10 protein-coding genes are annotated in these 13,972 nt (G+C 41.0%); 6 read left to right on the top strand and 4 right to left on the bottom strand.

Features of this window, described 5'->3' with window-relative positions; genetic code table 11:
- Positions 1–66: 66 nt before the first annotated feature.
- The 4 genes from CWB62_RS05910 (at position 67) to CWB62_RS05895 (ending at position 6,341) form a co-directional block, all read left to right on the top strand.
- Positions 67–1,608, top strand: coding sequence for a tryptophan halogenase family protein (locus tag CWB62_RS05910; protein WP_138527343.1), 1,542 nt, complete (start codon positions 67–69; stop codon positions 1,606–1,608).
- Positions 1,609–1,630: 22 nt separating this feature from the next.
- The gene (locus CWB62_RS05905) at positions 1,631–2,380 is read left to right on the top strand and encodes a SapC family protein (RefSeq protein ID WP_138527342.1); all 750 of its coding nucleotides are present in this window, start codon (positions 1,631–1,633) and stop codon (positions 2,378–2,380) included.
- A gap of 2 nt (positions 2,381–2,382) precedes the next feature.
- Positions 2,383–3,846 (top strand): SLC5 family protein, encoded by a 1,464-nt coding sequence (locus tag CWB62_RS05900; protein ID WP_138527341.1) that lies wholly within the window; start codon positions 2,383–2,385, stop codon positions 3,844–3,846.
- Between the two features lie 353 nt (positions 3,847–4,199).
- Positions 4,200–6,341 carry an alpha-galactosidase gene (locus CWB62_RS05895; protein ID WP_138527340.1) on the top strand — a complete coding sequence of 714 codons (2,142 nt, stop codon included), beginning with the start codon at positions 4,200–4,202 and terminating at the stop codon, positions 6,339–6,341.
- 210 nt (positions 6,342–6,551) lie between these two features.
- Here CWB62_RS05895 and CWB62_RS05890 read toward each other — a convergent pair whose 3' ends face one another.
- Positions 6,552–7,253: a FadR/GntR family transcriptional regulator gene (locus CWB62_RS05890; protein WP_058405957.1), complete on the bottom strand. Its 702-nt coding sequence runs from the start codon at positions 7,251–7,253 to the stop codon at positions 6,552–6,554.
- A 197-nt stretch (positions 7,254–7,450) separates the two neighbouring features.
- Between CWB62_RS05890 and CWB62_RS05885 the strand changes: the two genes are divergently transcribed.
- Both CWB62_RS05885 and CWB62_RS05880 read left to right on the top strand, forming a co-directional pair.
- A complete protein-coding gene (locus CWB62_RS05885; protein WP_138527339.1) occupies positions 7,451–8,209 on the top strand; it encodes an SDR family NAD(P)-dependent oxidoreductase in 759 nt (252 codons plus the stop codon).
- 3 nt (positions 8,210–8,212) lie between these two features.
- Positions 8,213–9,157: a 2-dehydro-3-deoxygalactonokinase gene (locus CWB62_RS05880; RefSeq protein ID WP_138527338.1), complete on the top strand. Its 945-nt coding sequence runs from the start codon at positions 8,213–8,215 to the stop codon at positions 9,155–9,157.
- 76 nt (positions 9,158–9,233) lie between these two features.
- Here CWB62_RS05880 and glpD read toward each other — a convergent pair whose 3' ends face one another.
- From glpD to CWB62_RS05865, 3 genes are all read right to left on the bottom strand, one after another.
- Positions 9,234–10,724 (bottom strand): glycerol-3-phosphate dehydrogenase, encoded by a 1,491-nt coding sequence (glpD, locus tag CWB62_RS05875; protein WP_138527337.1) that lies wholly within the window; start codon positions 10,722–10,724, stop codon positions 9,234–9,236.
- Positions 10,725–10,932: 208 nt separating this feature from the next.
- On the bottom strand, positions 10,933–12,432 hold the full coding sequence (gene glpK, locus CWB62_RS05870; RefSeq protein ID WP_138527336.1) for a glycerol kinase GlpK: 1,500 nt from the start codon (positions 12,430–12,432) through the stop codon (positions 10,933–10,935).
- Positions 12,433–12,636: 204 nt separating this feature from the next.
- Entirely contained in the window at positions 12,637–13,965 is a 1,329-nt protein-coding gene (locus tag CWB62_RS05865) for an alpha/beta hydrolase family protein (protein ID WP_138527335.1), read from the bottom strand.
- Positions 13,966–13,972: the final 7 nt, after the last annotated feature.

Here is a 13,972-nt window from a genome sequence, read left to right as displayed (position 1 = left end):
GTTTAAAGGGGGGGGATTTACCCCCTTTTTTCTTGATGTTTAACATGCAATGAAAAGGTAAACGTTTTGTCTGGTGTTATTAATCGAATTATTGTCTTGGGTGGTGGCACAGCAGGGTGGATAACTGCAGGCATTCTTGCAAAGAAACACGCTCGCAACCTTTCCAACCAAGGTATTAAAGTTACCCTAATTGAATCGCCTGAAATTTCAGTAGTTGGCGTTGGCGAGGGTACATGGCCAACAATGCGTAAAACATTAGCACAGTTGGGAATTTCAGAAACGCAATTTATGCGTGAATGCGGGGCTACTTTCAAACAAGCTAGTAAATTTGTAAACTGGGTAAATGCAAAAGGTGATGTCTATTATCACCCGTTTACAGAGCCACAAGGGTTTAATAAAGTTGATCCAGCACCTTACTGGCAGTCTGTAGTTGAACCTACTTGTTCATTTTCTGAAGCAGTCAGCTTTCAGCAATATTTATGTGAACAGGGTTTAGCCCCGAAAACTATTGCGAACAAAGAGTACGAAGTGATAGCTAACTATGGCTACCATTTAGATGCGGCAAAGTTTATCACTTTATTACGAAAGCACTGTATTAGTGAACTTGGTGTTGAGCACATTAGCGATACCGTTGAGCGTATTGAGCAAGCTTCATGTGGTGATATCACTTGTTTACAGACCAAAGAACATGGCGCACAACTAGCTGATTTATTTGTAGATTGCTCAGGCATGCGAAGCTTGTTGCTTGGTGAAACTCTAAAAGTTCCGTTTGTTCCTTGCGATGATGTTTTTTTAGCTGATACGGCCATAGCCACCCAAGTTCCTTATATCAATGAACATGATCCTATTGCTTGTCATACTATTTCAACAGCTCAAGAGGCAGGTTGGATATGGGATATTGGCTTACAAGAACGCCGTGGTGTTGGTTATGTGTATTCGAGTAAACATTGTTCAGAAGAACAAGCTCGCAAAACACTTGCGAATTACGTTGGTTTGGAAGAGGTAAAAACAGCGAAAAAAATAAATTTCAAACCAGGGCACCGAAAAATTTTCTGGAAGAATAATTGTGTTGCTGTTGGCTTAGCTTCAGGGTTTTTAGAACCACTAGAGGCATCAGCGCTTATGCTTATTGAAGCGTCTGCAAATTATATCGCGGATCAACTGCCTGCAAATAAAGAGTTAATGCCTATTACTGCAAAACGTTTTAATGCAATCATGTTGAAAAAGTGGCGCGGTGTAATTGATTTTCTTAAGTTACATTATGCTTTGAGTGAGCGTACTGAGCCGTTTTGGCTTGAGCATCGCGATACACAGAGTATTCCTAATTCTTTACAAGAGTTATTGTCTATTTGGCGTTATAGCTCCCCAAGCGAGTATGACTTTACTGATAATGTAGAAGCATTTAGTGCTGCTAGCTATCAGTACATCTTATATGGTGTTGGGTTTAAGTCTGACTTTAGTCAAATGGAACATATTTATAATCAAGGTGAGCTAGCAAAAAAACAGCTACAGATGACAAAAATACGTATAGATCAGCTGAAATATAATTTGCCCACTCACAGAGATCTTATTAATAAAGTAAATTCATTGGGTTTTGCAAAACTGTAATTCCCTTTGACGAGAGATAAACATGTCTAACTATGTACTACTTGATCCTGTAAAACATCAGGATATAAAAATAAAACCACATAGCAATTTCGCCTTTTCAAAGAATCATCACCACGCATCATTAGTTGTTCATGAGTTTGGCGCAGCTGCGAGTAGCTTTCCCGTTGTTTATATGAAAGAGCCTACTCAAGGGCAATTTCGCGCTGTCGGATTGCTTGGTTTAGTCGCTGGTCACAATGTGTTCTTCACAGAACAAGAGTGGCTAGCAGTTCATGTTCCTTCAGCGTTTTTACGAGCCCCATTCGAGTTAGGGCCAGATCCTGAAAAAGATAAAACACTCACTATTTACATAAATGAACAAAGTGACTATGTGAATAATTCACAGGGCGAAGCTTTATTCCAAAATGGCGAACCGAGCCAATTTTTGCATCAAGTGCAAGATAAAATGAGTGAGTACTATCAGCGAGAACAGTTTTCACATGAATTTACCCAAAAGTTACTCTCTTTGAGCTTACTTAAAGAAATAGAATTGGTTATTAATTTTAGTGATGGAAAGAAAACACGAGTAAAAGGTGTCTACACAATCGACGAAGAAGTGCTAAGAAAACTGCCAGACACTGATATTGTTGAGCTTAATAAACAAAATTACTTATTACCTATCCATGCAATGTTATCGTCGCTAGTTCAAGTTAACCGCTTAATTAAACAACATAACTATTGCTCAGAAAATACGATATTAGGTGTGCAAATGCGCGCTAATGCAGGAGAGTAAAAATGTCTGATAGTATGATCCAAGTGTTAGTTTTTGCTATTGTAACGAGCCTAATTGGTTTATTTACATACTTAAAATGTCGCGATCAGGGACGTAGTGAGCAAACTCAAAATAAAGAATATTTTCTAGCAGGAGGCGGTTTAACCTGGATATTTGTTGCCGGTTCAATCACGCTTACTAATTTAAGTACAGACCAGTTAGTTGGCATGAATGGTAACCAAATGGCTTTGTTAGTTTGGTGGGAGCTTGCGGCGATTATAGGTCTAATATTATTGGCTAAAGTGTTTATTCCGGTTTATTACAAATATAACTGTACAACAACGACTGAATTATTAGAAAAGCGCTATAACAACAAGCATATCCGCGCCGTTATTGGCAGTTTGTTTTTTACAGGAAATGCACTCATTTACATGCCTGCGGTAATTTACTCGGGTGCGCTATTTATGCAAACTATGTTTAAAGTTGATATTCCACTCATGTACATCGCGACCGCATTCGCTATTGTAGGTGCCATTTATGCCTTTTTTGGTGGTCTGCGCGCTGTTGCGGTGTCGGATACTTACAACGGGTTACTGGTGCTCGGTATGGCAATACTTGTCGTGTTCTTAGCGCTTAACGCCATCGATTATGACTTTAGCGGTATCCCACAAGAGCGCTTAACTTTAATTGGCGGGCCTGATTCGCCTATCCCTTGGCCAACGCTGCTGACTGGTATGATATTCATTCAGATGTTTTACTGGGGAACTAATCAAACGATTACCCAGCGCGCTATGGCAGCACCCAATGTCAAAGAAGCGCAAAAAGGGATCTTTGCGGCAGCAGGCATTCGCCTTTTGATTGTTCCGGCAATTGTAGTATTACCTGGTATTATTTCCTACAAGTTGTATGGCGACATTGGTGATGCCGCATACGGACGTATTGTAGGTGATGTTATGCCTACATGGTTAACGGGTGTGTTTGCGGCAGCAATGGCCGCCGCAGTGCTTTCAACTTATAACAGTTTACTAAACTCATCTACGGCATTATATGTGTGTGATATTCACGAAGCATATTTTAATAAAGAACCAAGTGTAGTAAAGCTAAGTGGTTATGTAACATTATTATTAACTAGTTTGACGCTGGTGCTTGTGCCTATTTACCAGCAAGCAGACAGTATTATTAACTTACTACAGCAGCTAAACGGCTTACTAAGTATGCCTATATTTTCAATTTTTGTGGTTGGCTTGTTGTTTAAAAATGTGGATGCGCGAGCAGGTATTGCCGCAGTAATTTTAGGTGTTGTGATGTACGGAATGCTGACATTTGAAAGCTCACCGCTTCACACTACTATTCACTACATTCACTTAATGCCGGTAACGTTGTTTGTGTGTGTCGCATTTGCATTAACTGTGAATAAAGTTGTGTTTGGATTAAACGCTCAATGGGCTGGTAAATCTTCAGCAATTGACAACACAGTAAAACAATAAACAACTCAGCAATAAGTAACTAACGTAGACATAATCGGCCAAAGTTAAGCTTTGGCCGATTTTTATTTTAAAATATTTAATTACCGCATAGAAAACCTAAACTCTTGTCCAAAGGTTTATTATTTCAAATTCAGATAAGTGAATCAGTATGAGTTATAAATTTTATAGCTCGTGGTCTCATCTTTATTTGCGAGATTAAAACTGTTAAAACTTAATTTATATGATATATACTACTATACGGGGTTGCTGTCTGATAGCTTATGTCTAAAAACTCTGAGGCCTAGCTACGCATATCACAAACATTACCTCGGTATATTAATAACTCACACAATGAAGAAGAGGATAGGAAAATCATGGCCAACACTAAATCATTTTATCGATTAGACAGTGTAAACAGCACCGTTATTTTCAACTGCCAAAGCAAAACACCTGCGTTACTGTATTTTGGTAAGCGTCTATCTGCGCAAACAACTGAGTTAATGCTCACTCAACTTGCTACCCGTCAAGAAGTAAAATGTGCCGTAGTTGAAGAAGCGCCTATTTCTCTTTCTCCTCTGTTAGGTGAGGGCTTTACTGGTGCACCTGGTCTTGAGCTTGTAAATGATTCAATTGCTTGGTCTGTAGGGCCTACACTCAAGGAGGTGCGTCAGCCATCATCAGCAACGCTTGAGTTTGTAAGTGAAGATACATTACGTGGAATTGAAGTAGTTCATAGTATTACGCTTGATAACAACACAAATGTTTTAAGTGCACACACCGTGTTAACTAATTTAGGTGACTCACCACTAAGCGTAAGTTTTTGTGCAGCGCCAACGTTTCAATTACCAGATAGCGTCAGCAAAATAGTCAGTTTTGAAGGGCGCTGGTCAAACGAATTTCAACGTCAATCTGTTGATTTAGTATTAGGCAGCTTTGTTCGTGAAAACCGCAAAGGCAAAACATCACATGATGTATTTCCAGGTTTGTTAGTACATAACGAAAATGCCGGTGAGCAGCATGGCGAATGTTACGGTTTTCATTTAGGGTGGAGTGGTAACAATAAACTACGTGCAGAGCTCCTACCTGAAGGGCGACGTTATGTGCAAATGGGCGAGTTATTATTACCTGGCGAGCTTACCCTTGCTAAAGGTCAAACGTATCAAAGCCCGAGTATTTATGGATCGTTTTCAAGCGATGGCTTTAGTGCGCTTTCACGCAATTTCCACCGCTTTGTTAAAGCTAATTTACTTAGCCAAGCACAACGCGAAAAAACACGCCCAGTCCACTACAACACGTGGGAAGGCATTTACTTTGATCACGATGTAGACACACTTTGTCAGCTAGCCGACAAAGTAGCTCCTTTAGGTATCGAACGCTTTGTACTGGATGATGGTTGGTTTAAAGGCCGCCGTGGTGATTATGCCGGCTTAGGTGATTGGACGGTAGATTACGAAATTTATCCAAATGGCTTATCGCCAGTTATCGATCATGTAAACAGCTTAGGTATGGAGTTTGGTATTTGGTTTGAACCAGAAATGGTAAACCCAGATAGCGATTTATATCGTGCTCATCCTGATTGGGTATTAGGCTCAGAAAATAACGAGCAACTAAGCTTCAGAAACCAGCTTGTGCTTGATTTAACGCGCAAAGAGGTAGTTGAATACTTATACAAAGCCATTGACGATATTTTGGTTGAATACCCAACTATTAAATACATTAAGTGGGATATGAACCGCGATATTAACCATGCGGGTAACTTCGATGGAAAACCAGCAGTGCATCAACAAACACTGGCACTGTATCGTTTAATTGATCGTATTAAAGCAGCGCACCCAGGCCTTGAAATAGAAAGCTGTTCATCAGGTGGTGCACGTGTAGATTACGGTGTGCTAGCACATACAGACCGTGTATGGACGTCGGATTCTAACGATGCGCTTGACCGCCTTGAAATTCAACGTGGTTGTTCATTCTTCTTCCCATCGTCGGTTATGGGGGCACACGTAGGGCCGCGTGATTGTCATATCACTGGTCGTAATGTAAGTATTGAAATGCGTGCTGCGGTATCCATGTTTGGCCACATGGGAATCGAAATGGATCCACGTGAACTCACCGATCACGAATACAGTGCACTTAAAGCGGCTATTGCACTGCACAAAGAGCACCGTGACTTTATTCATGGCGCCGATTTATACCGCCTAGATAGCGACGATTTATCAATTAACTTTGGTTTAATCGACGAGCAAAAATCAAAAGCGTTATTTGCGTATAACAGTGTACGCGAAACACCACGTACCGCGCCTAATAAGCTTCGTTTTGTTGGTTTAGATGCAGATACACAGTACACACTTAATTTAGTGTGGCCTGTTCAATTTGAAGAATACCGTCCTTCGTCTATTGCAGCCGTTAACGGGCAAACCTTCACGGGTGAAGCGTTGATGGAATTTGGCCTACAAATGCCAATTTCATTCCCGCAAACATCACTTATTTTTGAGCTAACTAATACCAATCCGCAATAATACTTAATCATTTTTAGGGGCTAAAAGTGTTGCTATTTGCGTTAAAAAATTCTCATTTAGAACAACTAAACAGCGAATTTTTTGCCTAGCTATCAACACGTTTATCTATCCTCAAAATAGATCACTTAATTAAGCGGATTGGTATAAAAATATAATAAGCAGTAAAAAGGGAGCTCATTAGCTCCCTTTTTTAATAGTGTTTTCTGGTCATCAATCGAGTTTCGATTCAATGAGTTCTAGCGCTTCTTCTAAAATTGTTTCGACCGCTTTTTTAGCGCGCTCGGGGTTACCCGATTTAATTGTGTCTAAAATATCAGCATGTTTATTTACGTCTGCACCCGGTACACCTTTAATATGATTAGTGTAACGAATACTTACTCTAAGAGCGGTGCTAATAAATTCAGTCAGCTGCACAAAAAAGCGGTTGTTACTCGCTACTAAAATACTGGTGTGGAAAGCTATGTCGGCTTCTAACGGATCGTCTAATCCTTCATCGGCATCGGCCATGCGCGCAAGTGCGTTATCAATTTCTGCAAGTTGCTCTGGTGTGGCACTTACCGCAGCTAATGCGGCTGCTTGTGGCTCCAGTGCAACACGTACTTGGGTAAATTCCTTTAATAACGACAGTGACGGCTTACTGCTTAAAATCCAACGTAGTACATCGGTATCAAACATATTCCAACTGCTTTCTGGTAAAACACGAATACCTTGTTTAGGGCGCGATGAAATGAGCCCCTTCGCCGACAACATTTTAACTGCTTCGCGCGTTGCACTGCGGCTTACGTTGTATTTAATACATAGGTCGGCTTCTGAAGGCAGTCCTTCGCTTACTGGGTAAACGCCCCGCACTATTGCAAACCCTAAATCATGGGTTAATTGGTGAGTTAAATTTTGGCGAGGTTGAGTTTTCATCGTGCGAATTTCCGAGTTCATTATTGCTTAATTATATATCATATATCATATTAATGTACGTAAGGATATGGTATAAACTTTTAAATCGCTAATTATTTTAACACAGCAATAACACCTTGGTTTGGCTCTTTCTCTCTAAGTAACCGTATTTTAAAAGGTTTAAGTTGAACTGAAAACATGCTGTAAGGAAATTTAATTTGAACACTCAAGCTCAATATCACAGCCTTTCTGGCAAGGTTATTTTTATCACTGGGGGTGCGTCAGGCATTGGCAGAGCAATGGTTGAGTCGTTTGTTAAACAGCAGGCCAAAGTGGCATTCATTGATATAGATGATGAAGCCGCGCAAGCGCTTATTAGCGATTTACCCGATGCTAATTTATGGTACAGACAAGTAGATGTCACTGATTCGAATTCTTTGCAACGATCATTGGTCGATGCATGTGCCGCTCTTGGTAGCGTAAATGTACTTATCAATAACGTTGCAAACGATCGTCGTCAAGCCAGTGAAGATGTGACCGTTAAAGATTGGGATCAATGCTTACAGATTAATTTAAATCCTGCTTTTTTTGCTTCTCAAGTTGCTATGTCGTTTATGCAACAAGAAGGTGCTGGCAGTATTATTAATTTTAGTTCTATTAATGCCATTATGGGTCAGCCGCAAATGGCAGGCTATGTAACCGCTAAAGCGGGTTTAATAGGTATGACCAAAGCACTTGCTCGCGATTATGGTGAGTTTGGTATTCGCGTTAATGCCATACTACCGGGCTGGGTTGCAACTGAACGTCAATTAGCAAGCTGGTTCACCGAGGAAGAGCAAGTCAAATGGATGGAAGCCATGGCGCTTAAAAAATTAGTAACGCCAGATGACGTGGCTAATTTAGCGTTATTTTTAGCCGCCGATGAAAGCAGTATGATCACCGGGCAAGGCATAAAAATTGACGGTGGGAGGCTTTAAAGTTTGACTACTTCATCTTTGTTTATAGCCGTTGACTGGGGCACAAGCCATTTACGCGCTTACTTATGTAAAGTAGGTGAGGGCGATGAATTAACTTTAATTGATCAATGTGATGGCCCTGGTGTTGTAAAAGTTAACCAAGACTTTCAACAAACACTCATTAACGCCATTACACCTTGGACAGTGCAACATGGTGTATTACCTATTTATATTGCAGGCCAAATTACATCAACGATTGGTTGGCATGAAACCCCTTATCTAGAGTGCCCAATTAACCCTGAGGGCTTGCTTGATGCTGCTGTCAGTTTTGATTGCGAAGGCCACACGATTAACGCCCTACCTGGTACAAAATGTACGTTGCAAAACTCGCTAATAGACGTAATGCGCGGTGAAGAACTACAAATACTGGGTTTTTTAAAACAAAATGAGCAGTATCAAACAGGTAAAATTTTACTGTGTTTGCCGGGCACACATACCAAGTGGGTGCTAATTAACAATGGTAAAATAATCTGTTTTAAAACCGCCATGACCGGCGAGTTATACGACTTACTGTGCCATCAAAGTGTATTAATTCCTGACGATTGCGCTGAGGGTGAATTTGATTGGCAAGCGTTTGAACAAGGTTGCGATTTAACATTGGGTAGTGATAGCGGAAATTTAGCCCATGGTATTTTTAGTGTGCGAACACGCCAACTGTCTAAAGAACTAACCCCAGTACAAGCAAAAGCGTACCTATCGGGTGTACTAATTGGCAGTGATGTAAGAGCAGCGCGTTATGCAAGTGAATGGCAGCTACTCAGTAATACGCAGGTTGTTGTTATTGGTACATCACAACTCAATAAATGTTTTACTATGGCATTGACAAAAATAGGCGTGCAATGCAGCGAGTTTGATATTAAATCGGCAACGCTTAGTGGGTTTAACTACCTATACCAGTCGGCTGAATAGTTAAGAATAAAAGCCCCTTTATAGCTTGTTAAACCATAAAGGGAAAAACGGGAAATAGTGATAATGAAACGGCTTATTAATTGAGTGTTTCAATATAATTATTTAAAACTGTAATCTGCTCATCGCTAAAACGTAAACCCAGTTTACTACGACGCCATAAAATGTTGTAAGCATTACCAGCCCACTCTTGCTTTAATAAGTAATCAACTTCAGCTGCAAATAAGCCATGGCCAAAGTCATGCCCTAAATCACTGAGTTGTGTCGCATTGCCTAAAATAATTTTTGTGCGTGTGCCATAGGTGCGTACAAAGCGTTTTAACGTCACTTCGGGTAGCCAATGGTACAAAGATTTAAGTTCTTGAGTCAGCGCTTCAACGTTATTAAAGTCGCCCCCAGGTAATGCGCTGTGTTTAGTCCATGCCTTACCCATTTGCGGATAAAAGTCTTCTAACTTATCAACAGCGGCTTCAGCCAGTTTACGATAAGTGGTAATTTTTCCACCAAATACGCTCAACAGTGGAGTATGTTTGCCTTCACTTGAAAGCTCTAGCTTGTAGTCACGCGTTACGGCTTGTGCATTTATAGACTCATCATCAAGCAGTGGGCGCACACCTGAAAAAGTATGGACTATGTCTTCGCGTTTAATGTGGTTTTTAAAGTAGCTGTTAGTGATATCAATTAAGTAATCGATTTCATCATCGCTAATTTTTACATCTTGCGCTGCGCCGTTATGCTCTACATCAGTTGTTCCAACTAACGAATAATCATCTTCAAATGGAATAACAAATACAATTCGTTGGTCTTTATTTTGTAAAATATAGGCTTCTTTTTCATTGTGAATGCGTGGCACAACAATATGGCTGCCTTTTACAAGACGAATATTTTGCGGTGATTTTTCAATTAGCGCTTCATCAAATAACTTTGCAACCCAGGGACCTGCGGCATTAACAATACCTTTAGCTGATACGGTGTATTTATTCTTTGTGCTTTGTTGCTCAAGCGTAATTTGCCACTTATTTTGCTCGCGCTTAGCGTTTACACACTTAGTTTGTGTCGCAATGGTAGCGCCTTTTTCTTGTGCAGCAAGGGCATTTAAAATAACTAAACGAGAATCATCAACCCAGCCATCTGAGTATTCAAAACCTTTTACAATAGACGGCTCTAGCACGCTATTTTCGCCAAACTTAATACCACGGGAACCGGCCAGTGTTTCGCGCTTAGCTAGGTTGTCGTACATAAATAGGCCAATGCGGATCATCCAAGCAGGACGTAAATGCGATTGATGCGGTAATCTAAAGGTAAGTGGCCACATAATATGAGGGGCATTTTTAAGTAGAACTTCTCGTTCAGCTAAGGCCTCTTTTACTAATCTAAATTCGTAATGCTCAAGGTAACGTAAACCACCGTGGATTAACTTAGAACTATTTGACGATGTTGCACAAGCAAGGTCCGATTGTTCACACAATAATACCTTTAAACCCCTGCCAGCTGCATCAGCTGCTATTCCAGTGCCGTTTACACCACCACCGACGACAAGTAAGTCATATTCGTTATCTGCTAATTCCACTGTGAGCTAACCTTTTTATTTGTAATATAAATAAGACATAAAGCATCATAAAGCGACCGTTAGTGTTTGACAATAGCTAACCGTGCTTTTTGATTTTAAATTTTTTAGCCTGATCTTTTTAAAATCACACATCGTAAAACGCGCCCTTTAATGAGCATTAAAGTGGCTTAATACGCCGCTAAATGTAATTAACGGCGTGTAAAAATTACTATTGCTGGCAGTCGTCGCTAGATAGGCGAACTTGCGCGACACAATGTTGCCATTTTGCGTATAAATCGTTTCGTTCATCAGCACTCATAGTTGGCTCAAAACGACGGTCACAGGTCCACATTTTAGCGAGTTGCTCAGTTGACTCGTAAATACCCGTTTGTAAGCCAGCTAAATAAGCAACGCCTAACGAGGTGGTTTCGGTGACTGTTGGGCGCTCTACGGTTGCACCTAAAATGTTAGATAAAAAGGTCAGTACCCAGTTATTTTTAACCATACCGCCATCTACACGTAAAACACTTGGGCGAAGACCATCACGTTCCATTGCTTTTTGTAAATCTTTGGTTTGATATCCCACCGATTGCAAAGCAGCTGCAACAATAGTGCTAATGCCAGAGTCGCGTGTTAGACCTAAAATGGCGCCTCGTGCGTTAGGGTCCCAGTACGGTGCGCCTAGGCCTGTGAATGAGGGCACTAAAAATACCCCATGATCAAGCGGTACATCTTTTACTAATGATTCACTTTCGCCGGCATGGCTCAATAGTTTTAAGCCTTCAACAATCCACTGCATAGTGGCGCCTGCCATAAAAATGCTTCCCTCAATGGCGTAAGTAGGTTTGCCATTTAGCCTATAAGCGACCGTAGTTAGTAAGCGGTTTTCAGATGTGAGTGCTTTTTCACCGGTATTGAGCATTAAAAAACACCCTGTACCGTAGGTGCTTTTGGCCATACCTTGTTCAAAACACGCATGGCCAACAAGGGCAGCTTGCTGGTCTCCAGCAATCCCACAAACAAGAATAGGCGCACCAAAAATATCGTCGCTGGTTGAGCCAAACTCGTCTGCTGAATCCATGACTTGTGGCAGCATAGATTTAGGAATGTCGAATAGGTCGAGTAATTCTTGATCCCATTGCTGGGTATGAATATTAAATAACATAGTGCGAGATGCGTTAGTGGCATCGGTGCGGTGCTCTTTGCCACCCGTTAGGTGCCACAATAAGTAAGTATCAACAGTACCAAAGGCTAGTTCGCCAGCGTCTGCTTGTGCGCGGGCGCCTTCTACGTTGTCTAAAATCCAGCGTACTTTAGTGGCTGAAAAGTAAGGGTCGAGTAGTAAGCCTGTTTTGTCGCTAATCGTTTGGCAAAGCTCTTCTGTACTTAGGCTTTCGCAGTAAGCACTGGTGCGGCGGTCTTGCCAAACAATGGCGTTATAAATTGGCTTGCCTGTTTTTTTGTTCCACACTAATGTGGTTTCGCGTTGGTTGGTGATACCAATAGCAATAATTTCTTCAGGCTTTACATCTTTTTTAGCCATCACTTCATGGCTGGTGCTGAGCACTGTTTGCCAAATATCGTTCGGGTCATGTTCTACCCAACCATTTTTTGGAAAATGCTGTGAAAATTCTTGCTGTGCTGACCCAAAAACGTTTGCATCTTTTGTAAACAAGATGGCCCTAGAGCTTGTGGTCCCTTGATCAATTGAGAGTATGTATTTTGACATGATATTTGTGTTATTTATCTTATCTTATATATGACTAGATTGCCTTTAACTAAGGTTAATGGCAATGGTTTTTTTCTTAAAATAGCCGATTAAAAAACAAACATTCTCATTTTTTAGTTAACTCATTTATGTAAAAGGTATTTTATTTGGCATTATTTTAAGGTGAAGGCGGCTATCAAGTTTTATAGCCGCTTAAATTAAGTATTACTTACTGCGCGGTTTACCTTGTTGCCAATCCATACCTGAAGAAAAGCGGTTATCAAAGCCGTACCACTGCGGTAACGGTTTACCATCAACAATGGCTTGATCGCCATTTTGAGGTAAATCTAGGTATTTACATTGGCTGCTTACGCCTTTTACGTGGCAATCCATCATCGCAAGTACAAAGTGCTTATTTATTTCGTTAATGGTGCGCAACGACCACGATGGCTCGTAGTAATGACCTAAGTCTAATTCACTGCTGCTTTGGGCAATTGCAGGGGCTGGGTGTGGCGCAATATTGTGGCGGGCATTTTTATAAGTAAGCATGTACTTGTCGGCGCTGCCAGTTTGGTTGTAAAGGTTTTTAATACCTTCAAAACCAGAAATATCATCTAGGTCACCTGCAATATAAAGTGAAGGTACTTTGATATTTTTCATTGCTTTGGCATCAAATAAGTTATGTTGCCCACCCCAAGGTGCGATAGCCACCATTGTTTTTATACGAGGGTCTACTTGTGGATTTTGATATTGTCCACCTGCACAGCTATTAAGTAATTGCTGTACTTGTTTAATTTGGGCAGGGTCAGTCATCCCCGTAAACATTGCGGTTGTTTGTTCGTTGAAGGCATAGCAACCACCAATCGTATTAACTGCGCCAAATCCGCCCATAGAGTAGCCAATAACACCTGCGCTGGCTGTATCTACTTGCTCGCTTGCAAAGTTGCTTTGTTCGTTAAAATAATTAATCACAAACTGCTGATCGCGTGAGCGATTAATCAAGGTGCTAAAAAACCCCGCATATGGCGCGTTTTTAAAATCTACATGGGCGTTTGTTGAGTCTGTATGATCAAGCGCAGCAACAATGTACCCATGCGAAGCTAAGTGCTCACCAAGGTAGTACATAATTGTACGGTAGCCGGTATAACCATGCGAAAGCACAATAACAGGGTAGTTTTCTGCGTTACTTACACCTACATCGCGCATAGCATCGGCTTGTAAAATAAACTGTTTACCCGAGCGTGTTATGTCTGTGTAGCTGGTGAGTGCTTTGTTTGCTTTGCTATCCGCCGGATACCAAACCTCAACTTTCAAAGGGCGATCCTTTTGACTTTGCGTTGCGGGATCAAATTGCGCTGGATTAACTAAATCTAGGGTTTTTACGCCTACTTTATAGGCGCCTTTAGTGGCTAATTCTGGAAGCACTTCGCTGGTTATTGGCGGGTAAAGTTGCTCAGGTTTATTCGATTCAGCAAGTACTGCACCGGTAGTTAAACTGGCCGTGGCTAACAGCATTGCTTTTGAAAGCGTTTTTAATCGGTGTGTTGTTGTCATTGTGGAT

This window comes from Pseudoalteromonas sp. S408 (genome assembly GCF_005886645.1).
Taxonomy (GTDB): Bacteria; Pseudomonadota; Gammaproteobacteria; order Enterobacterales; family Alteromonadaceae; genus Pseudoalteromonas.
Note: the sequence above shows the minus strand (reverse complement) of the source record. Positions and strands in the feature narration are given on the sequence as shown.

What these genes read in the sequence shown, in the direction of transcription:
- CWB62_RS05905 (WP_138527342.1), top strand. Translation starts at nt 1,631, where the DNA reads ATGTCTAACTATGTACTACTTGATCCTGTAAAACATCAGGATATAAAA.
- CWB62_RS05900 (WP_138527341.1), top strand. Translation starts at nt 2,383, where the DNA reads ATGTCTGATAGTATGATCCAAGTGTTAGTTTTTGCTATTGTAACGAGC.
- CWB62_RS05895 (WP_138527340.1), top strand. Translation starts at nt 4,200, where the DNA reads ATGGCCAACACTAAATCATTTTATCGATTAGACAGTGTAAACAGCACC.
- CWB62_RS05890 (WP_058405957.1), bottom strand. Translation starts at nt 7,253, where the DNA reads ATGAAAACTCAACCTCGCCAAAATTTAACTCACCAATTAACCCATGAT.
- glpK (WP_138527336.1), bottom strand. Translation starts at nt 12,432, where the DNA reads ATGTCAAAATACATACTCTCAATTGATCAAGGGACCACAAGCTCTAGG.
- CWB62_RS05865 (WP_138527335.1), bottom strand. Translation starts at nt 13,965, where the DNA reads ATGACAACAACACACCGATTAAAAACGCTTTCAAAAGCAATGCTGTTA.